The organism is Streptococcus sp. SN-1 (assembly GCF_041154385.1).
Lineage (GTDB): Bacteria > Bacillota > Bacilli > Lactobacillales > Streptococcaceae > Streptococcus > Streptococcus mitis_CT.
In genome coordinates, this window is record NZ_AP028929.1 from 636,411 (window position 1) to 658,104 (window position 21,694).

A 21,694-nucleotide genomic window follows, 5' to 3' on the forward strand; every position below is an offset into this window, starting at 1 on the left:
ATAAATTTGATATAATAAGAACATGGAAGAAGAACAATTATTAAAATCAGGGGAGCGCATTAACCAGCTCTTTTCGACAGATATTAAAATCATTCAAAATAGAGAGGTTTTTAGCTATTCGGTGGATAGTGTTCTCTTGTCACGCTTTCCACGTTTTCCTAAAAAGGGCTTGATAGTGGATTTCTGCGCTGGAAATGGAGCAGTGGGGCTATTTGCTAGCACTCGGACTCAGGCACAGATTTTGGCTGTTGAGATTCAGGAACGTTTGGCGGATATGGCTGAACGCTCTGTCCGTTTGAATGGTTTGGAAGAACAGATGGAGGTCATCTGTGATGATTTGAAAAATATGCCTGCTTACATCCAGGGAAGTAAGGTGGATATGATTTTGTGTAATCCGCCCTATTTCAAGGTGGATCCTCATTCTAATCTGAACGAGAGTGAACATTATCTCTTGGCTCGACACGAAATCACGACTAATTTGGAAGAAATCTGTAGTAGTGCCCAGAGTATTCTCAAGTCTAATGGACGGTTGGCTATGGTTCATCGTCCTGATCGACTTCTGGATATTTTGGATACGTTACAACGGCATAATCTAGCTCCTAAGCGCCTGCAATTTGTCTATCCCAAAAAGGAAAAGGAAGCCAATATGCTTTTGATTGAGGCTATCAAGGATGGTTCAACAAGCGGCTTTAAGGTATTGCCACCTCTCATTGTTCACAATGATGATGGCTCTTATACGACTGAACTTGAAGAGATTTATTATGGATCATAAGGCTTATATGTATGTGCTGGAGTGCTGTGATGGATCCTACTATACAGGCTATACGACTGATGTGAAGAGACGCCTCGCTGTTCATAATAGTGGGAAGGGAGCCAAATATACACGAGCACGCTTGCCAGTCAAACTTATCTATGCTCAAGGTTTTGCCAGTAAGGAAGAAGCCATGTCAGCAGAAGCCCTTCTCAAGCGTAAGAAGCGACCACAGAAGGAGCAATTTTTATCTGAAAATCAAGATAGAAATTTACTTATACTCAATGAAAATTAAAGAGCAAACTAGGAAGCTAGCCGTAGGTTGCTCAAAGCACTGCTTTGAGGTTGTAGATAAGACTGACGAAGTCAGCTCAAAACACTGTTTTGAGGTTGTGGATAGAACTGACGAAGTCAGTACCCATACCTACGGCAAGGCGAAGCTGACGTGGTTTGAAGAGATTTTCGAAGAGTATCAGTTATTTTGAAGAGTAGCGGGGAGTCCTTTGACTCCTCTTACTTTTGTCAAAAAGCGAAAAAAATGCTACAATAAAGAGAATAAACAAAATGAGGTATTATCATGTCTAAGATTCTAGTATTTGGTCACCAAAATCCAGACTCAGATGCCATCGGGTCATCTGTAGCCTTTGCCTACCTTGCAAAAGAAGCTTACGGTTTGGATACGGAAGCTGTTGCCCTTGGAACTCCAAATGAAGAAACAGCCTTTGTCTTGAACTATTTTGGTGTGGAAGCACCGCGTGTTATCACTTCTGCTAAAGCAGAAGGCGCAGAGCAAGTTATCCTGACTGACCACAATGAATTCCAACAATCTGTATCAGATATCGCTGAAGTAGAAGTTTATGGTGTTGTAGACCACCACCGTGTGGCTAACTTTGAAACTGCAAGTCCACTTTACATGCGTTTGGAGCCAGTTGGTTCAGCGTCTTCAATCGTTTATCGTATGTTCAAAGAACATGGTGTGGCTGTGCCTAAAGAGATTGCTGGTTTGATGCTTTCAGGTCTGATTTCAGATACCCTTCTTTTGAAATCACCAACAACACATCCAACAGATAAAGTTATTGCTCCTGAATTGGCTGAATTGGCTGGTGTAAACTTGGAAGAGTATGGTTTGGCTATGTTGAAAGCTGGTACAAACTTGGCTAGCAAATCTGCTGAAGAATTGATTGACATCGATGCTAAAACTTTTGAATTGAACGGAAATAATGTCCGTGTTGCTCAAGTAAACACAGTTGACATCGCTGAAGTTTTGGAACGTCAAGCAGAAATTGAAGCTGCAATGCAAGCTGCCAACGCAGCAAACGGTTACTCTGACTTTGTCTTGATGATTACAGATATCGTCAACTCAAACTCAGAAATCTTGGCTCTTGGTGCCAATATGGACAAGGTCGAAGCGGCTTTCAACTTCAAACTTGAAAACAACCATGCTTTCCTTGCTGGTGCCGTTTCACGTAAGAAACAAGTGGTACCTCAATTGACTGAAAGCTTCAATTCTTAAGATTTTGAGTGTTAATTCAAATTAGAATAGGCTAGTTTGCCTTATATCGAAAGGAGTTTCGGCTCCTTTTTTCTAGGAGTGAAGCATGTTAGAAAATGGCGATTTGATACTCAATGAAAATCAAAGAGCAAACTAGGAAGCTAGCCGTAAGCTGTACTTGAGTACGGTAAGGCGACGCTGACGTGGTTTGAAGAGATTTTCGAAGAGTATGATTTTTGTGAGAGATGAATCAGATATGTGATAGGCCATCCAGACTTCCACAGGCAACTATAACCATGTTGCGATTTATTTGGATGGGATGGATTTACCACGCTAGTGGATAGGCTGGTGTTGTCTGTCAAGAACCGGCAGACTTCTTTGAGCCCAATCATTTGTACGACCTCTATGTCTACCCAGAAATGGATATCCAGTCTGTGAAGGAAAAAGCTTGCAAACATCTTGGAGCTCCCTATAATGCTTCTTTCTATCCAGATGGAATTGGTTTTTATTGTTCTCAGTATATGGTAGAAATCCTCCCGATTTTTGAGACCATACCCATGAAATTTGGAGATGGGGAGCAGGATATTAGTGATTTTTGGAGAGAATATTACAGAGGACTAGGCCTGCCTGTTTCTATGAATCAAGCTGGTACCAATACTAGTCAGTTGGCAGCATCGCCTCTGTTAGAATGTAAAGAAAGGAATCTTCATGATTCAGATTTTTAATCCATCTCGTTTGACGAGACAGCCTTTTTTTGGAGAATTGATCCGCTATCTGGACCAGCATGAGGATGTGATTTTGCGGGAAATCAAGGCTCAATTTCCAGATCTAGCAGTTGATAAACTCATGGAAGAGTATATAAAGGCTGGCTTGATTCTACGAGAAAATAAGCGCTATTATCTTAATCTTCCTATGCTGGAGTCCCTTGATAGTCTCGAACTGGACCAAGAGATTTTTGTCAGCGAAGATAGTCCGACCTATCAAGCCTTGTTAGAGCAGGGGTTTGAGACGGAGTTGCGCAATCAAACCAATGCAGCTATTTTAGTTGAAAAGACGGACTTTGCGCGAACTAAAATGACTCTTTCCAATTATTTCTACAAGATCAAACATCAGTATCCTTTGACAGAAAAACAGCAAGAACTCTATGCCATTTTGGGAGATGTTAATCCTGAGTATGCTCTTAAATATATGACGACTTTTTTGTTGAAATTTCTCAAAAAAGACCAGCTTATGCAGAAACGCCGTGATATCTTTGTGGACAGTTTAGTTGTCCTAGGTTATATTGTCCAAAATGAAGATGGAAAGTATAAGTTGGCTATCGATTTTGATAAGGAAAGATTAACTTTCTACTTGGCGTGATTTCTTATTTCTGAGCACATTGTTTGACTTTCCTTAGTATTCGGTATAAACTATATGTAACCGGTAACACATATCGGAATAAACTAAAGGAGACAATCAAATGTCACTTGAAAACAAATTGGAACAAGCAACAGGCGCTATCAAAGAAGGATTTGGTAAGGTTGCTGGGGATAGCAAGACTGAAGCAGAAGGCGCTGTAGAAAAGACAGTTGCTAAGGCAAAAGAAGTTGTTGAAGATGCTAAAGGTGCTGTAGAAGGTGCCGTTGAAGGCTTGAAAAACGCTTTTAAATAAAGATAGAAAAAATCAAGGGGTTTCATTTCCCTTGATTTTTCTATCTTATAAATAATTTTCTGCGACGGCTGCATCTCCTGGATAGGCTTCTTTCTTGCCTTGAACGATTTGGTAGCAATCAGCTCCCTTACCAGCAATAATGACAGCATCTAATTCGTGATTTGTGATAGCCATAGCTGCCCTGATGGCTTCTTGGCGATCCGCAATTTTTTCAACAGGATGATTGATGTAGCTACTGATTTCATCTGCAATGGCCATTGGGTCCTCATAGTTGGGGTCATCAGCAGTCAAAAAGACTTGAATCTCAGGATGTTGATTGAGGAGAAGGCCAAAGTCCTTACGACGACTTTCTCCCTTATTTCCTGTTGAACCCAGAACCAGAGCAATTTTTCCAGTTTGATGAGTCTCTACAACCTTGATGAGTTTTTTGAGACTGTCACCATTGTGGGCGTAGTCGATGAAGACCTTGGCTCCGTTTTCCTGAGTGAGGACTTCCATACGACCAGGAACACGGGTTGCAGCGATTCCTTTTTTGATGTCCTCAAGACTAGCTCCGAGACGGAGACAAGCAAGTCCTGCAGCAACGGCATTTTCTTGGTTGAAGTGACCAATCAGTTGGATATCATAGTCTCCAGCGAGTTTACCCATAGCTGAAAAACTAAAGGCTTTGGAATTCTCAATTTGGTTGCTTGACTGACTACCATAGAAATCATGGTCTTGATCTGCCACTTGTTCTTTCAAGACAGAAAAGTGATCCATGTCACTATTAATGATGACTGCTCGGCTATTTTCCATCAAGAGACGCTTGTGGTAGAAGTAGTCTTCAAAGCTAGGGTGTTCAATCGGGCCGATATGGTCGGGACTGATATTGAGGAAAACTCCCACATCAAAGGTTAGACCATAGACACGTTTGACCAGATAGGCTTGACTGGAGACTTCCATGATGAGGTGGGTGCGGTCATTTTGCACAGCTTGATGCATCATATCAAAGAGGTCAATACTCTCAGGGGTTGTCAATGCAGACTTAAAGAAAGTCTTGCCATCTAGAGTTGTGTTCATGGTCGAGAGCATAGCAGGTCGATGCCCTTGAGATAAGATGTTATAGGCGAAATAGGCTGCTGTTGTCTTACCCTTAGTACCAGTAAAGGCAAGGAGTTTAAGTTTTTTCTGTGGATTGCCATAAAACTCCATGGCAATCAAACTCATGGCTTTCTTGATATCACTAACGATGATAGCAGGAATACCAACCTCATAGTCTTTTTCAGCCACATACCAATCGAGCCCTTGAGAGATGGCAGAAATCAGGAATTCCTTCTTAAAGGCAGCACCCTTGACGAAAAAGAGGCTCTTTTCTTTAGCCTTGCGGCTGTCATAGCAGATGGTGTCAAATACGACATGGCTGTAGTTGTAGTGATAATGTCCTTGGTCGATAATCTCACGGAAGAGACCATCTTTCTTTAAAATATCTAATACGGTTTCAATCTTAATCATACTTTCTATTGTAAACCGAAAGTCGTAAATTTACAAGTAACAAGGAAAAGTTTATAATGGAAGATAAGGAGTTTTTCCTAGTTATCAAAATTGAATGAGGAATCTATGTCGCACGAAAACAATCACCAGCAGGCCCAGATGTTACGGGGGACTGCTTGGCTAACGGCTAGTAATTTTATCAGTCGCCTACTCGGGGCTATTTATATTATCCCATGGTACATCTGGATGGGGTCTTATGCAGCTACGGCCAATGGTCTTTTTACCATGGGCTACAATATCTATGCCTGGTTTTTGCTGGTTTCAACAGCAGGGATTCCAGTTGCGGTGGCCAAGCAAGTTGCCAAGTACAATACCATGCGAGAAGAAGAGCATAGCTTTGCCCTGATTCGGAGCTTTTTAGGTTTTATGACAGGACTAGGTTTGGTTTTTGCTTTAATCTTGTATGTCTTTGCTCCTTGGCTAGCAGACTTATCTGGCGTGGGCAAAGACTTAATCCCAATCATGCAGAGCTTGGCTTGGGCGGTCTTGATTTTCCCATCTATGAGTGTTATCCGAGGTTTCTTCCAAGGGATGAATAACCTGAAACCTTATGCCATGAGCCAAATCGCCGAGCAGGTCATTCGTGTTATCTGGATGCTTTTAGCTACCTTTATCATTATGAAGATTGGTTCAGGAGATTATCTAGCAGCGGTTACCCAATCCACCTTTGCTGCCTTTGTCGGCATGGTAGCCAGTTTTGGAGTTTTGATTTATTTCCTTGCCAAAGAAGGATTACTCAAAAGAGTCCTTGAAACAGGAGATAAGATCAACAGCAAGCGTCTTTTGGCCGATACCATTAAGGAAGCCATTCCTTTCATCCTGACAGGGTCTGCCATCCAGCTTTTCCAAATCTTGGATCAGATGACCTTTATCAATAGTATGAGCTGGTTTACCAACTATAGTAATGAAGACTTGGTTGTCATGTTTTCTTATTTCTCAGCCAATCCGAATAAAATTACTATGATTTTGATTTCTGTTGGGGTTTCGATTGGGAGTGTTGGTTTGCCGCTTTTGACTGAAAACTATGTCAAGGGAGACTTGAAGGCGGCTTCTCGTCTGGTTCAGGACAGCATCACCATGCTTTTCTTATTCCTGCTACCAGCAACGGTTGGAGTGGTCATGGTAGGGGAACCTCTTTATACAGTCTTTTATGGCAAGCCAGATAGTTTGGCTATGGGCTTGTTTGTCTTTGCAGTTTTGCAGTCTACTATTTTAGGCTTGTACATGGTCTTGTCTCCAATGCTTCAGGCCATGTTCCACAATCGCAAGGCAGTTCTCTATTTTATCTATGGTTCTATTGCCAAGCTAGTTTTGCAACTTCCAACCATCGCTCTCTTCCATAGTTACGGACCCTTGATTTCCACTACAATCGGTCTCATTATTCCTAATGTCTTGATGTATCGGGACATTTGTCAAGTAACTGGTGTTAAGCGTAAGGTGATTTTGAAGAGAACCATTTTAATCAGTTTGTTAACTCTTTTCATGTTTCTAGTAGTTGGGACATTGCAGTGGATTTTAGGATTTGTCTTCCAACCAAGTGGACGTTTGTGGAGTTTCCTATACGTAGCCCTTGTTGGTGCCATGGGTGGCGGTGTTTATGGATTCTTGAGTCTCCGTACCCGTTTATTGGATAAGGTGATTGGAAAAGCCCAAGCAGATCGCTTACGAATCAAATTAAAGTTAACTTAAAAAACATTTATAAATAAAAGGGATAATTTGAACATTTCTATCGTGAAATGCTTAAATTATTCTCTTTTTTATTAATTTGTAGAATAATAGATAAAGTTTGTAGATGGTAATTTTATTTTTCTTAAATTTTACTTAAAAAACTATTGACTAAATAAAACTCAAGTTGTATAATAAGACAAATATTTAAATCAGGAGGTTCTGGAGATGAAAAAGTCTAAGGCCAAGTATGCAACACTTGCAGGTGTCGTGTTAAGTGCAGGTATTTTGTTAAGTGCCTGTGGAAATTCTAGCACAGGGTCAAAAACATATAATTATGTCTATGCTAGTGATCCATCTAGTTTTAATTATTTAGCAGAAAATCGTGCGACAACTAATGATATTATCACTAATCTAGTTGATGGTCTCATGGAAAATGATCAATATGGGAATTATGTTCCATCCTTGGCAGAGGATTGGAGTGTTTCTAAGGACGGTTTGACTTATACCTACAAACTTCGTAAGGAAGCGAAATGGTATACCTCTGAAGGTGAAGAATATGCCCCAGTAACTGCCAAAGACTTCGTAACTGGTCTTCAGTATGCTGCTGATAAAAAATCAGAAGCCTTGTACCTAGTACAAGAATCCGTTGTAGGTTTGGATGACTACATTAACGGTAAAACGAAAGACTTTTCAACTGTAGGTGTAAAGGCTATTGACGACCAAACGGTTCAATATACTTTGACTCGCCCAGAACCTTACTGGAATTCAAAAACAACTTCAACAATTCTCTTTCCTCTTAATGCGGATTTCTTGAAATCTAAAGGGGATGATTTTGGCAAGGTGGATCCATCTAGCATTTTGTACAATGGTCCTTTCTTAATGAAATCCTTTGTTTCAAAATCTGTTATTGAATTCAAGAAAAATCCGAATTACTGGGATGCCAAGAATGTCTTTGTAGATGATGTGAAATTGGCTTACTTTGATGGTAGTGATCAAGATGCACTAGCACGTAACTTTGTGGAGGGTGCCTATAGTTATGCTCGTCTCTATCCAAATAGCTCAAGTTTTGAAGGGATTAAAGAGAAGAACAAGGACAATATCGTATATAGTCTTCAAGATGCGACATCTTATTTCTTAAACTTTAACTTAGATAGAAAATCTTATAAATTCACTGCTAAGACGAGTGATGCTGAAAAGAAATCGACTCAAGAAGCCGTTCTTAATAAGAACTTCCGTCAAGCTATTAACTTTGCCTATGACCGTACAGCCTATGGTGCTCAATCTCAAGGTGAAGATGGTGCTACTAAGATTTTACGTAATTTGGTTGTTCCACCAAACTTCGTAAGTATCAACGGAAAAGACTTTGGTGAAGTAGTAGCCTCTAAGATGGTCAATTATGGTAAAGAATGGCAAGGAATCAACTTTGCTGATGCTCAAGATCCATACTACAATCCAGAAAAAGCCAAGGCTAAATTTGCCGAAGCTAAGAAAGAACTCCAAGCTAAAGGAGTCCAATTCCCTATCCACTTAGATAAATCTGTAGATTTGACCAATAAGGCAGAAATTCAAGGAATTAATTCCATGAAACAATCGATTGAATCTGTCTTGGGGGCTGATAATGTTGTGATTGATGTTCACCAACTCTCTACTGAAGACTTTGATAATACAAGCTATTTGGCTCAGACTGCAGCTCAGAAAGATTACGATTTATACAATGGTGGTTGGAGTGCAGACTACCAAGACCCATCAAGTTATCTTGAAATCTTTAATGTGAAAAGTGGTGGAGTTCTACAAAACTTAGGTCTAGAGCCTGGAGAAGTAAATGACAAGGCTAAGGCAGTTGGACTAGATACTTACACTCAGATGTTAGAAGATGCTAATAAAGAGCAAGATCCAGCAAAACGTTATGAAAAATACGCTGAGGCTCAAGCTTGGTTGGTAGATAGCTCACTAGCAATTCCAAACGTATCACTTGGTGGTACACCAACTTTGAGAAAAACAGTTCCTTTCTCTAGCCCATTCTCATTGGCGGGTAATAAAGGGGTCGAATCATACAAGTATCTCAAATTACAAGATAAGACAGTCACAAAAGACGAGTATGAAAAAGCCAAAGAAAAATGGATGAAGGAAAAAGAAGAGTCCAATAAAAAAGCCCAAGAAGAATTGGCAAAACATGTCAAATAAGGATTTTTCAAGAAAAAACGATGGTTTCGAAAGAAGCTGTCGTTTTTTATATAGTTTGAAACTATAACTAGCTCTTGAAAAGAAGAAAATGAGTTGATGAAAATAAGTGGTACAATAGTTACTATAGATTTGGAGGAATTGTATGAGCAAGGAATTACACATTAACACAATTTTAGCCCAGGCGGGTATTAAGTCAGACGAAGCGACAGGAGCCTTGGTGACACCGCTTCATTTTTCAACGACCTATCAGCATCCAGAGTTTGGTCAATCTACTGGATTTGACTATACGCGCACCAAAAACCCAACTCGTAGTAAGGCGGAAGAAGTCTTGGCGGCTATTGAGTCAGCAGACTATGCTCTAGCGACTAGCTCAGGGATGTCAGCTATTGTACTGGCCTTTAGCGTCTTTCCAGTAGGAAGTAAGGTCTTGGCAGTGCGTGATCTTTACGGTGGTTCTTTCCGCTGGTTCAATCAAGTGGAGCAGGAAGGTCGTTTCCATTTCACCTATGCCAATACAGAAGAAGAATTGATTGCGGAGTTAGAAAAAGATGTGGATGTTCTCTATATCGAAACCCCAACCAATCCCTTGATGTTGGAATTTGACATCGAAAAGCTAGCAAAATTGGCTCATGATAAGGGTGCCAAAGTGGTGGTGGACAATACCTTTTACAGTCCTATCTACCAACGTCCGATTGAAGATGGAGCGGATATCGTTCTTCATTCAGCAACCAAGTATCTGGCAGGCCACAATGATGTCTTGGCTGGAGTGGTTGTGACCAATAGTGTAGAACTATACGAAAAGCTTTTCTACAATCTCAATACGACAGGGGCAGTCTTGTCTCCATTTGACAGTTATCAATTGATTCGTGGTCTCAAGACCTTGTCTCTTCGTATGGAGCGCTCAACAGCCAATGCCCAAGAAGTGGTTGCCTTTTTGAAGGATTCTCCAGCAGTTAAGGAAGTTCTCTACACTGGTAGTGGAGGCATGATTTCCTTTAAAGTAGCCGATGAAACACGCATTCCTCATATTTTGAACAGTCTCAAGGTCTTCTCTTTTGCGGAAAGTTTGGGTGGGGTAGAAAGTCTCATTACTTATCCAACGACGCAAACTCACGCTGATATTCCAGCAGAAGTGCGTCATTCTTATGGTTTGACAGATGACCTCTTGCGCTTGTCAATTGGGATTGAGGATGCTAGAGATTTGATTGCAGATTTGCGTCAAGCCTTAGAAGGATAAGAAAAAGATGGGGAAATATGATTTTACAACTCTGCCCAATCGTTTAGGGCACCATACCTATAAATGGAAAGAGGCAGAAACGGATAGTGAAGTCCTACCGGCTTGGATAGCGGATATGGACTTTGTAGTCTTGCCTGAAATCCGCCAAGCTGTGCAGACTTACGCTGATCAATTGGTCTATGGCTATACCTATGCCAGTGAAGAGTTAATTAAGGAAGTTCAAAAGTGGGAAGCTACACAACACGGCTACCACTTTGACAAAGAGGCTCTTGTCTTTATCGAGGGTGTGGTACCAGCCATCTCAACAGCTATTCAAGCCTTTACAAAAGAAGGCGAAGCGGTTCTGATTAACACACCTGTCTATCCCCCCTTTGCTCGCAGTGTCAAGTTGAACAACCGTAGATTGATTACCAATTCTTTGGTGGAAAAGGATGGTCTGTTTGAGATTGACTTTGATCAACTTGAAAAGGATTTGGTGGAAGAGGAGGTCAAACTCTATATTCTTTGCAACCCTCACAATCCTGGTGGACGTGTTTGGGAAAAAGAAGTGTTGGAGAAGATTGGCCAACTATGCCAAAAACACGGTGTTTTGCTAGTTTCAGATGAAATTCACCAAGATTTGGCCCTCTTTGGTCATAAGCACCATTCCTTCAATACCATCAATCCTGCCTTCAAAGAATTGGCTATCGTCTTGAGCAGTGCCACTAAAACTTTTAATATTGCTGGGACAAAAAATTCCTATGCAGTCATTGAAAATCCTAAGTTGAGACTGGCTTACCAGAAACGCCAGTTGGCCAATAACCAGCATGAAATTTCAGGCTTGGGTTATTTGGCGACAGAAGCTGCCTATCGATACGGTAAAGATTGGTTAGAGGAACTCAAGCAAGTCTTTGAAGACCATATCAATTATGTGGTAGATTTATTTGGAAAAGAGACTAAAATCAAGGTCATGAAACCGCAAGGAACCTACTTGATTTGGCTTGATTTTTCAGCCTATGATCTGACTGATGAAAGATTGCAAGAGCTGTTGAGAAATGAAGCTAAGGTTATCCTCAACCGTGGTTTGGATTTTGGGGAGGAAGGAAGTCTCCATGCCCGCCTCAATGTAGCTATGCCTAAATCTCTGCTGCAAGAAGTTTGTCAGCGGATTGTGACAACTTTTGCTAAACTTTAAAAATCCAGCCTTCTAGGAGAAAAGTCTTCCTAGGAGGCTATTTTCGTAGGGAATATGGTATAATGAAAAGATAAGGTACAGGTAAAAATATGGCTAAATTGATTCCGGGGAAAATCCGTATCGAAGGCGTTGCCCTTTATGAAACTGGTAAAGTTGACATCATCAAGGAAAAGAATAATCGGCTCTACGCTCGCGTTGCAGAAGAAGAACTGCGCTATAGTTTAGAGGATGATTTGGTTTTTTGTGCTTGCGATTTTTTCCAAAAGAGGGGCTACTGTGTGCATTTGGCAGCGTTGGAGCATTTTCTTAAAAATGATGAGCGTGGTCAGGAAATCTTGCAGAGTCTGGAAGAAGGTCATGAGGAAAAAGAAGCCGTTGAAACCAAGGTGACCTTGGGTGGCAAATTTTTAGATCGAATCTTGTCTCCAAACCCAGACCGAACCTATGAATTATCGGCTGTGGGGCAGGTGGAAGCAGGAACCAATCATATCTTGTGGACCCTGAGAATCGGGCAAGTCAATAGTCAAAAATACTATGTCATTCGGGATATCCCACTCTTTTTAAAAGTTGTCGAGAAGAGAAAACCTTATATGATTGGGAAAACCTATGAGGAATCCTTGTCTTGGGAATCCTTTGATGAGGCCAGCCAAGAACTTTTGACTTTCTTGCGGGGACTAACGGAGGAAGGACTAGCTCCAGACCTCTTTTTCCAAAATCAAGGCCGTCATCTCTTTTTCCCTCTGACCTTTTTTGAGCAGGGTGTGAATTTACTGATGACCTTGCCGCATTTTCAATTTGACCATCAAGTGGATAGCTACCAAACCCTGCTTTTTCAGGATATGAATGCGGATGCCAATCTCTTTACCTTTACAGTAACAGAATACTCGGATTATTTTGAAATGGAAATCAGCGAGAGCCCCAGGGTCAATGTCTTTTATCAGGGAGCTGTACTTTTCCATAAAGGACAGGTTTATTTCCTAAGAGACCAGCAGATGCGTCTTCTAAAGGAAATCAAAGCGTTGCCTGTGGATCAACATGGGAAAAAACACCTGCAATTTGATAGCAGTGACCGCGATAAGTTGGCTTCTTGTCTGACTCTTTTTGGCCAGATGGGGACTGTTTCAGCTCCAGAACGCTTACAAATCAAAACGTTTTCGCCATCGTTTTACTTTGACAGGGAAGAGGATAATCGGATTCGTCTGGAAATCCAGTTTGACTATGGGGATAGACAGGTATCTAGCCGACAGGAGCTAGAAGAATTGCCATTTTCGAGTGATGCGGATTTAGAAGAAAGAGTTTTCCAAGTCTGTTTGGCTGCTGGTTTTGAAGCAGACTTTCAATCTTGGCGTCAGGCCTTAAAAGCAGAATCTGTCTATCATTTCTTCCATGATATCATTCCAGTTTTTGAAAAACTCGGGAATGTTGATCTATCAGACAAGTTAGAAGAACTTTATAGTCTGGCGAGTCCTCAAGTGCAGATTACTTCCAAGGGAGGTCTCTTGGAAATCCAATTTGATTTTCAAGATATTGCCCAAGAGGAAATTGACCAAGCCATGCAGGCCTTGCTTGCCAACAAGAATTTTTACATTGATTCATCTAATCAAGTCTACTTTTTTGATGAAGAAACCAAGAAAATTCGCCAAAATCTACAGGAACTAGGACAGTTTGAATTAAAAGATGGGACCTTGCAGGCTCGGAAATCTTTGGCTTATAGCTTAGCTCATCTTTTTGAAGGGCGTGACCGTGTTTCTTTCTCACAAGAATTCAAAAATCTGGCCCACGACTTGACGCATCCAGAGGACTTCCCTCGACAAGCAACTCAGGTTCAGGCTGATTTGCGAGATTATCAGGAAAAGGGAATCGGCTGGCTGCAAATGCTCCATCATTATGGTTTTGGTGGGATTTTGGCTGATGATATGGGATTGGGGAAAACCCTCCAGACCATTGCATTTTTGACCAGCCAAGTGACAAAAGCAAGTCGAGTCTTGATTTTAGCTCCGTCAGGTTTGATTTACAACTGGGCAGATGAATTTCAGAAGTTTGCCCCACAGTTGGATGTGGCTGTTGTGCATGGTTTGAAAGCTAGTCGTGAAGAGATTCTTGCTGAAAGCCATCAAATCTATGTGACGAGCTATGCTACCTTCCGTCAGGACAGTGAACTTTATCAGGGGATGTCCTTTGACTTCCTTTTCTTAGATGAAGCTCAGGTCATGAAAAATGCCCAGACTAAGATTGCCCAGACCTTGAGACAATTTGTGGTGCCGTCGATCTTTGCCTTGTCAGGAACTCCGATTGAAAACCATCTGGGTGAGTTGTGGTCTATTTTCCAAATCGTCATGCCGGGACTCTTGCCAGGCAAGAAAGAATTTATGAAATTACCAGCTGAGCGCGTAGCTCAGTTTATCAAGCCCTTCGTGATGCGGCGCAAGAAAGAAGAAGTTCTGACCGAACTGCCAGACTTAATCGAAGTGGTTTATAAGAATGAACTGGAGGACCAGCAAAAGGCTATCTACCTAGCCCAGTTGCAACAGATGCGAGACCGTTTAGCTCAGGTGTCAGATCAGGAATTTCAGCGTAGTCGAGTGGAAATCTTGTCTGGTCTGATGCGCTTGCGCCAAATCTGTGACACTCCTGCCCTCTTTATGGAGGATTATCAGGGAGCCAGTGGCAAACTAGATAGTCTCCGAGACTTGCTGGTACAGGTGGCAGACGGTGGACACCGTGTCTTGATTTTCTCGCAGTTCAAGGGAATGTTGGAGAAAATTGAACAAGAACTGCCAGACTTGGGCATGACTTCCTTTAAAATTACAGGTTCAACCCCAGCCAAGGAAAGACAAGACATGACCAAAGCCTTTAACCAAGGGGAAAGAGATGCCTTTCTGATTTCCCTCAAGGCTGGTGGTGTCGGACTGAACCTGACAGGTGCTGATACGGTTATCTTGGTTGACCTTTGGTGGAATCCTGCGGTGGAAGCGCAAGCCATTGGCCGTGCCCATAGGATGGGTCAGGAAGAAACGGTTGAGGTCTATCGCTTGGTAACCAAGGGAACCATTGAAGAAAAAATTCAGGAACTCCAAGAACAAAAGAAACATCTGGTGTCACAAGTATTGGATGGAACAGAGTCACGTGGCAGTCTGACCCTAGCAGAAATTAGAGAAATTTTGGGAATTTCTGAAGCCAGCACTTGAAAAATCAAGACAATACGCTATAATGAAGTGTTGAAAGGAAATAGAAAATGAAACAAGAACGATTTCCATTGGTGTCAGATGACGAGGTCATGCTGACTGAAATGCCAGTCATGAACTTGTACGATGAGTCTGATCTGATCAGTAATATCAAGGGTGAGTATCGAGATAAAAATTATTTAGAATGGGCTCCTATTACTGAAGAGGTGCCAGTAAAACCGATTGAAAAGCAAGTCGAGAAACCTAAAAAAGCTCCTTTAGGGGTTAAAAAAGAAGGAAAGAGCTATGCGGAGGTGGCGCGTGAAGAAGCGCGTGCAGACTTGAAAAAGAAACGCTCTGCTAACTATCTAACTCAGGATTTCAGCCGTGCGAGACGTCATTCTAAATCAGGCCTTCTTAGACAGGGTAACCAACCGACAGCTCCTTTCCAAAAGGAAAATCCTGGTGAATTTGTCAAATATAGCCAAAAATTGACCCAGTCTCATTATATCTTGGCGGAAGAAGTTCATTCTATCCCTACCAAGAATGAAGAAGTGTCAGCACCTGCTCCAAAGAAAAACAACTATGATTTTCTAAAGAAGAGCCAAATCTACAATAAAAAAAGTAAACAAACAGAACAAGAACGTCGGGTTGCCCAAGAGTTGAATCTGACCAGAATTACAGAATAGGGGAGAAAACATGCCAAAGACATATCATTTTATCGGAATTAAGGGATCAGGGATGAGTGCCTTGGCCTTGATGTTGCACCAAATGGGGCATAAGGTACAGGGATCAGATGTTGAAAAGTACTACTTTACTCAACGTGGTCTTGAGCAGGCAGGAATCACCATTCTTCCTTTTGATGAAAAGAATCTAGACGGTGATATGGAAATTATCGCTGGAAATGCCTTTCGTCCAGATAACAACGTTGAAATTGCCTATGCAGACCAAAATGGTATCAGCTACAAACGTTACCATGAGTTCCTAGGTAGCTTTATGCGTGACTTTGTTAGCATGGGAGTAGCAGGAGCGCATGGAAAAACTTCAACGACAGGTATGTTGTCTCATGTCTTGTCTCACATCACAGACACTAGCTTCTTGATTGGGGATGGGACAGGTCGTGGTTCGGCCAATGCCAAATATTTTGTCTTTGAATCTGACGAATATGAGCGTCACTTTATGCCTTACCATCCAGAATACTCTATTATCACCAACATTGACTTTGACCATCCAGACTATTTCACAAGTCTCGAGGATGTTTTCAATGCCTTTAACGACTATGCCAAACAAATTACCAAGGGTCTTTTTGTCTATGGTGAAGATGCAGAATTGCGTAAAATTACGTCTGATTCACCAATTTATTATTATGGTTTTGAAGCTGAAGGCAATGATTTTGTAGCTAGTGAGCTTCTTCGTTCAACAACTGGTTCAACCTTCACAGTTCATTTCCGTGGACAAGAATTGGGTCAATTCCACATCCCAACCTTTGGTCGTCACAATATCATGAATGCGATAGCTGTTATTGGTCTTCTTTACACAGCAGGATTTGATTTGAACTTGGTGCGTGAGCACTTGAAAACATTTGCCGGTGTTAAGCGTCGTTTCACTGAGAAAATTGTCAATGATACAGTGATTATCGATGACTTTGCCCACCATCCAACAGAAATTATTGCAACCTTGGATGCGGCTCGTCAGAAATACCCAAGCAAGGAAATTGTAGCAGTCTTCCAACCGCATACCTTTACAAGAACCATTGCCTTGTTGGACGAATTTGCTCACGCTTTGAACCAAGCGGATGCTGTTTACCTAGCGCAAATTTATGGGTCAGCTCGTGAAGTAGATCATGGTGATGTTAAGGTAGAAGACCTAGCCAATAAAATCAACAAAAAACATCAAGTGATTACTGTTGAAAATGTTTCTCCACTCCTAGACCATGATAATGCTGTCTATGTCTTTATGGGAGCAGGAGACATCCAAACCTATGAATACTCATTTGAGCGTCTCTTGTCTAACTTGACAAGCAATGTTCAATAGGCTATTACCATGGAAATTTCAATTAAGATCATTCAGGCGAGTAAGTCTGATTTGGCTGAGATAGAGGCGCTCCAGGCTTCATCTTTTCCAGCTGAAAAGCATCAACCTTCCCATATTTTAGAAGAAAGTATCCGTAAGTGTGCGGATACCTTTCTTCTAGCTAGGGATGAAAATCAGCTTCTGGGCTATGTTCTAGGTGGTCCTTACCCACACAATCCGAAATGTCTAGAAATACATTCTTTAGTCATTGATACTGACCATCAGAGACAGGGCTTGGGCACGCTTCTTCTTGCGGCTTTGAAAGATGTGGCAGTTGAGCTGGATTACAAAGGGATTCGTTTGGAGAGTCCTTCTGAGTTGCTTTCCTATTTTGAAATGAACGGTTTTATTGATGAAGAAACTTCGCTTTATGCAACTAGCCAGTGTTTTAGTATGATTTGGTTTAATCTCTTTTTTTAGGAGGCAAAATGGAAATTAGGAAAGCAAGATTAGAAGATTTGGATCGTATCGTTGAGATTGAACTAGAAAATTTCTCGATTGAAGAAGCCATTCCTCGCTCTGTTTTTGAGGCGCATTTGCGAGAAATTCAGACCTCGTTTCTGGTTGCAGAAAAAGCAGGCAGAATCATGGGTTACATAGAAGGGCCAGTTGGACCGCACCGCCATCTGCAAGACCAGTCTTTTACAGAGGAGATAGAAGATTATAGTCATGAGACTGGTGGCTATATCTCTGTGACCTGCCTGTCTATTGCTAAGGAAGCACAGGGACTTGGGCTTGGTCAGAAATTGCTAACAGCCTTGAAAGAACTGGCTCTTACCCACGAAAGAGAAGGCATTAACCTAACCTGTCATGACTATCTTATCGCCTACTACGAAAAGCATGGATTTGTCAATGAAGGTCTGTCTCAGTCAACCTTTGCAGGGGAAACCTGGTATGATATGGTCTGGGAAGGTAAAAAATAAGCTAGAAAAGCATGCTAGGTTGCTTTTCTTTCGTTTTTAAGATATAATATTATGGATTGTCAACGAGGAGGAAAAACTTTTGAGTGAAAAATCAAGAGAAGACGAAAAATTAAGCTTTAAAGAGCAGATTTTACGTGATTTAGAACGAGTTAAAAAACATGAAGAAGATCAGGAAGAAGTTAATTTAGCTTCAATAAAACCCCAACTTTCTTCTAAAAATGATCAGTCAATAGAAGATTTGATGGAAGATTCTCTATCAGCTGTAGAGGATATTATGAGAAACGCTCCTACCGTGCCGACTCACCCCAGCCAAGATTTACCAGCCTCTCCATCAGATGAGATAAAAAGAGAAACTCTTACTGTTCCAAGCCATCCAAGTCAAGATGTTCCTTCTTCTCCAGCAGAAGAGACTGCAAGACAAGCTTCACTTACTCCTAGTCACCCGAGTCAAGAAGGACCTTCTACTCCATCAGCGGAAGGAGTATCAAGACCAACTCCAGGACCTGTTAGTCCTAGAAACGTAGAGAAGGAATTTAATGAAATCCCAACAAGGGTAGCTGTTTCTTATAAGACGGAAGGTCAGAGAGAGGTAAAAAGAGAAGTTCCTACTTCAAAACCAGTAGTGGAAAAGAAAGCTGTAGAAGAAATGCCTGCAACTCCACGTCGTAGCCGTCGTGAGACAATTCAGCCTACTAAGAAGAAAAAATCAGGATTCAAGGCCTTCTTCATTTCTCTGCTGATTTTCCTAGGTTTGATTTCAGCAGGTGGTTACTTCGGTTATCAGTATGTTCAGTCATCTTTACAGCCTGTGGATGCTTCATCTAAACAATATGTGACAGTGCAAATCCCAGAAGGGGCTAATGTTCAAACAATTGGTTCAACTCTTGAAAAGTCTGGCTTGATTAAACACGGAGTGATTTTTGCTTTTTATGCGAAATATAAAAATTATTCAGATTTGAAATCTGGCTATTACAATTTGCAAAAGAGCATGAGTACAGAAGACATCATCCACGAACTACAAAAAGGTGGAACAGCTGAAGCTCAAGAACCTGCGCTTGCGAATTTAACAATTCCAGAAGGTTATACGATTGATCAAATTGCACAAGCAGTAGGTCAATTGCAAGGTGAATTCAAAGAGCCTTTGACAGCGGATGCCTTTCTGGCAAAAGTTCAAGATGAGAACTTTATCAGCCAAGAAGTTGCCAAATATCCTAGTCTACTTGAAAGCTTGCCAACGAAAGAAAGTGGAGTTCGTTATCGTTTAGAAGGTTTCCTCTTCCCAGCGACTTACTCTATCAAGGAAAGCACAACTATTGAAAGCTTGATTGATGAGATGCTGGCAGCTATGGACAAGACTTTGGCGCCTCATTATAGTGCAATCAAGTCTAAAAACTTGACAGTCAATGAATTGCTAACAATTGCGTCACTTGTTGAAAAAGAAGGTGCTAAGACTGAAGATCGTAAGTTGATTGCAGGTGTCTTCTACAATCGCTTGAATCTTGGTATGCCACTTCAAAGCAATATTGCCATCTTGTATGCCCAAGGCAAACTTGGTCAGAAGATTAGTCTTGCTGATGATGCTGGAATTGATACGACAATTAATTCACCGTATAATGTTTATACGAAAGCTGGTTTGATGCCAGGCCCAGTAGATAGTCCAAGTTTGGATGCCATCGAGGCAAGTATTAATCAGACTAAGAGTGATAACTTATACTTTGTAGCTAATGTTACAGATGGCAAGGTCTATTATGCTGCTACTCAGGAGGAGCATGATCGTAATGTCGCTGAACATGTCAACAGCAAATTAAACCAAACAAACTAAAATCATGTGATGCTTCACATAATTTTCTTTAGAGAATATCATTAGAAGAAAGTTGAGAAAAATGGCAGAAAAAACATATCCTATGACCCTTGCGGAAAAGGAAAAACTTGAAAAAGAATTAGAAGAATTGAAATTGGTTCGCCGTCCAGAAGTGGTAGAACGCATTAAGATTGCCCGTTCATACGGTGACCTTTCTGAAAACAGTGAATACGAAGCGGCTAAGGATGAACAAGCCTTTGTCGAAGGACAAATCTCTAGCTTGGAAACAAAAATCCGTTATGCTGAAATCGTCAATAGTGACTCAGTTGCCCAAGACGAAGTAGCGATTGGTAAAACAGTCACTATCCAAGAAATTGGTGAGGATGAAGAAGAAGTTTATATTATCGTAGGTTCAGCTGGTGCGGATGCCTTTGCAGGTAAAGTTTCAAATGAAAGTCCAATTGGACAAGCCTTGATTGGTAAGAAAACAGGTGATACAGCAACTATTGAAACACCTGTTGGTAGCTATGATGTAAAAATCTTAAAGGTTGAAAAAACAGCCTAAAAACAGAAGAAAGGAGTGGGGAGGCAGTGCGCTTCACTCACTCCTTTTTCCATTTTAAATTGAATTGGAGACGATATGAGTTCAAAGAAGAAAAAAAATAAGATGGAGCGTGGTCTGACCAATCGTCACGTGCAGGTTATGGCCATTGCGGGAACAATTGGAACAGGACTCTTTTTGGGAGCAGGTCGCTCTATCAGCCTAACAGGTCCTTCCATTGTACTGATTTATATGATTACTGGAGCCTTTATGTTCCTCATGATGCGTGCGGTTGGGGAAATGCTTTATCAAGATCCTGAGCAACATACCTTTATCAACTTTATCACGCGTCATTTGGGTAAGGGCTGGGGTTATTTCTCAGTTTGGTCTTACTGGCTATCCGTTGTCTTTATCGGTATGGCGGAAATCACAGCTATCTCTCACTACGTTCAGTTTTGGTTCCCTAGCTGGCCAAGTTGGATGATTGAGATTGGATTTTTGACCATTCTAGCCTTGGTCAATCTGATTGCAGTTAAGCTCTTTGGGGAAGTTGAGTTTTGGTTTGCTATGGTCAAGATTGTGGCTATTTTAGCTATGATTGCCACAGGAGTCTTTATGGTCTTGACAGGCTTTAAGACACCTCATGGAGTAGCAAGTTTAGCAAATATTACTGACAATTTCTCCCTCTTCCCAAATGGTGGAGTTAACTTTGTCATGGCCTTCCAGATGGTTTTCTTTGCCTACCTTATGATTGAGTTTATCGGGGTCACAACTTCAGAAACAAAAAATCCACGTCAGGTCTTGCCAAAAGCCGTTAAGGAAATTCCTTTGCGTATCGCCTTTTTCTACGGTGGTGCCCTCTTAGCCATTATGGCTATCATTCCTTGGCGTGAGCTTGCTTCTGCTGATTCACCTTTTGTAACAGTATTTGAATTGGCCGGTATCAAGTGGGCGGCAGCCTTGATTAACTTCGTCGTTTTGACATCAGCAGCATCTGCCCTTAACTCGACCCTCTACTCAACAGGTCGTCATTTGTACCAGATTGCCCATGATTCGCCAAATCCATTCCTAAAAGCAATCAAGGCGGATACCCTTTCTCGCCATAATGTGCCACAAAATGCCATCATTGCCTCAGCGGTTTTGATTGCCCTAGCAGCCTTTATCAACGTATTGCCAGGTGTTTCCGATGCCTTTGCCTTGATTACGGCATCGTCATCAGGTGTCTATATCGCCATTTATATCTTGATCATGGTTGCTCACCTTAAATATCGCAAGTCACCAGACTTTATGGCGGATGGCTACCTCATGCCCCATTATCGTTTCCTAAATCCTTTAACCATGCTCTTCTTTGTCTTTGTCTTTGTAACCCTCTTTTTACAAGAGTCTACATTTGTAGGAGCAATCGGCTCAGCTATCTGGATTATTGGTTTCGGGATTTACAGCCAGTGGAAATTTAGAAAATAGATTTGAAACTCATCAGCTTAGGTTGGTGGGTTTTTCTTTGT

18 protein-coding genes and 1 pseudogene are annotated in these 21,694 nt (G+C 41.4%); 18 read left to right on the top strand and 1 reads right to left on the bottom strand.

Annotated elements, in window-relative coordinates:
- Positions 1-22 precede the first annotated feature (22 nt).
- The 6 genes and pseudogenes from ACAM22_RS02745 to ACAM22_RS02770 all read left to right on the top strand — a co-directional run bounded on the left by ACAM22_RS02745 (position 23) and on the right by ACAM22_RS02770 (position 3,894).
- Complete coding sequence (locus tag ACAM22_RS02745; RefSeq protein ID WP_369606924.1) at positions 23-772, top strand: tRNA1(Val) (adenine(37)-N6)-methyltransferase; 750 nt, start codon at positions 23-25, stop codon at positions 770-772.
- Positions 762-1,046 carry a GIY-YIG nuclease family protein gene (locus tag ACAM22_RS02750; RefSeq protein WP_369606925.1) on the top strand — a complete coding sequence of 95 codons (285 nt, stop codon included), beginning with the start codon at positions 762-764 and terminating at the stop codon, positions 1,044-1,046. The genes ACAM22_RS02745 and ACAM22_RS02750 overlap by 11 nt, the downstream gene beginning before the upstream one ends.
- A gap of 282 nt (positions 1,047-1,328) precedes the next feature.
- Positions 1,329-2,264 (top strand): manganese-dependent inorganic pyrophosphatase, encoded by a 936-nt coding sequence (locus ACAM22_RS02755; protein ID WP_023943262.1) that lies wholly within the window; start codon positions 1,329-1,331, stop codon positions 2,262-2,264.
- Between the two features lie 247 nt (positions 2,265-2,511).
- Positions 2,512-2,968: pseudogene (locus ACAM22_RS02760) on the top strand (UDP-N-acetylmuramoylalanyl-D-glutamate--2,6-diaminopimelate ligase).
- Positions 2,952-3,602 (top strand): DUF1803 domain-containing protein, encoded by a 651-nt coding sequence (locus ACAM22_RS02765; RefSeq protein ID WP_369606926.1) that lies wholly within the window; start codon positions 2,952-2,954, stop codon positions 3,600-3,602. Before ACAM22_RS02760 ends, ACAM22_RS02765 begins: the two are co-directional and overlap by 17 nt.
- Positions 3,603-3,702: 100 nt before the next feature.
- A complete protein-coding gene (locus ACAM22_RS02770) occupies positions 3,703-3,894 on the top strand; it encodes a CsbD family protein (RefSeq protein ID WP_173267004.1) in 192 nt (63 codons plus the stop codon).
- A gap of 45 nt (positions 3,895-3,939) precedes the next feature.
- On the opposite strand, the gene ACAM22_RS02775 is transcribed toward ACAM22_RS02770, so the two are convergent.
- Positions 3,940-5,385, bottom strand: coding sequence for a UDP-N-acetylmuramoyl-L-alanyl-D-glutamate--L-lysine ligase (locus ACAM22_RS02775; protein WP_369606927.1), 1,446 nt, complete (start codon positions 5,383-5,385; stop codon positions 3,940-3,942).
- A gap of 105 nt (positions 5,386-5,490) precedes the next feature.
- On the opposite strand from ACAM22_RS02775, the gene ACAM22_RS02780 reads away from it, so the two are divergent.
- The 12 genes from ACAM22_RS02780 to ACAM22_RS02835 all read left to right on the top strand — a co-directional run bounded on the left by ACAM22_RS02780 (position 5,491) and on the right by ACAM22_RS02835 (position 21,653).
- The gene (locus ACAM22_RS02780) at positions 5,491-7,113 is read left to right on the top strand and encodes a polysaccharide biosynthesis protein (protein ID WP_261202824.1); all 1,623 of its coding nucleotides are present in this window, start codon (positions 5,491-5,493) and stop codon (positions 7,111-7,113) included.
- Between the two features lie 204 nt (positions 7,114-7,317).
- Complete coding sequence (locus ACAM22_RS02785; RefSeq protein ID WP_173278119.1) at positions 7,318-9,276, top strand: peptide ABC transporter substrate-binding protein; 1,959 nt, start codon at positions 7,318-7,320, stop codon at positions 9,274-9,276.
- 142 nt (positions 9,277-9,418) lie between these two features.
- The gene (locus ACAM22_RS02790) at positions 9,419-10,513 is read left to right on the top strand and encodes a cystathionine gamma-synthase (protein WP_369606928.1); all 1,095 of its coding nucleotides are present in this window, start codon (positions 9,419-9,421) and stop codon (positions 10,511-10,513) included.
- Between the two features lie 7 nt (positions 10,514-10,520).
- Positions 10,521-11,687, top strand: a complete 1,167-nt coding sequence (locus ACAM22_RS02795; RefSeq protein WP_369606929.1) for a MalY/PatB family protein — start codon at positions 10,521-10,523, stop codon at positions 11,685-11,687.
- 89 nt (positions 11,688-11,776) lie between these two features.
- Positions 11,777-14,875 carry a DEAD/DEAH box helicase gene (locus ACAM22_RS02800; RefSeq protein WP_369606930.1) on the top strand — a complete coding sequence of 1,033 codons (3,099 nt, stop codon included), beginning with the start codon at positions 11,777-11,779 and terminating at the stop codon, positions 14,873-14,875.
- A 47-nt stretch (positions 14,876-14,922) separates the two neighbouring features.
- Positions 14,923-15,540, top strand: a complete 618-nt coding sequence (locus ACAM22_RS02805) for a cystathionine gamma-synthase (RefSeq protein WP_369606931.1) — start codon at positions 14,923-14,925, stop codon at positions 15,538-15,540.
- A gap of 10 nt (positions 15,541-15,550) precedes the next feature.
- Positions 15,551-16,885, top strand: coding sequence for a UDP-N-acetylmuramate--L-alanine ligase (murC, locus tag ACAM22_RS02810; RefSeq protein WP_369606932.1), 1,335 nt, complete (start codon positions 15,551-15,553; stop codon positions 16,883-16,885).
- Positions 16,886-16,894: 9 nt separating this feature from the next.
- A complete protein-coding gene (locus tag ACAM22_RS02815; protein WP_369606933.1) occupies positions 16,895-17,344 on the top strand; it encodes a GNAT family N-acetyltransferase in 450 nt (149 codons plus the stop codon).
- Between the two features lie 8 nt (positions 17,345-17,352).
- Positions 17,353-17,847 (top strand): N-acetyltransferase family protein, encoded by a 495-nt coding sequence (locus ACAM22_RS02820; protein WP_369606934.1) that lies wholly within the window; start codon positions 17,353-17,355, stop codon positions 17,845-17,847.
- Between the two features lie 79 nt (positions 17,848-17,926).
- On the top strand, positions 17,927-19,669 hold the full coding sequence (mltG, locus tag ACAM22_RS02825; protein ID WP_369606935.1) for an endolytic transglycosylase MltG: 1,743 nt from the start codon (positions 17,927-17,929) through the stop codon (positions 19,667-19,669).
- 61 nt (positions 19,670-19,730) lie between these two features.
- On the top strand, positions 19,731-20,213 hold the full coding sequence (gene greA / locus ACAM22_RS02830) for a transcription elongation factor GreA (protein WP_000818750.1): 483 nt from the start codon (positions 19,731-19,733) through the stop codon (positions 20,211-20,213).
- 75 nt (positions 20,214-20,288) lie between these two features.
- The gene (locus ACAM22_RS02835) at positions 20,289-21,653 is read left to right on the top strand and encodes an amino acid permease (RefSeq protein WP_261031000.1); all 1,365 of its coding nucleotides are present in this window, start codon (positions 20,289-20,291) and stop codon (positions 21,651-21,653) included.
- Positions 21,654-21,694 lie beyond the last annotated feature (41 nt).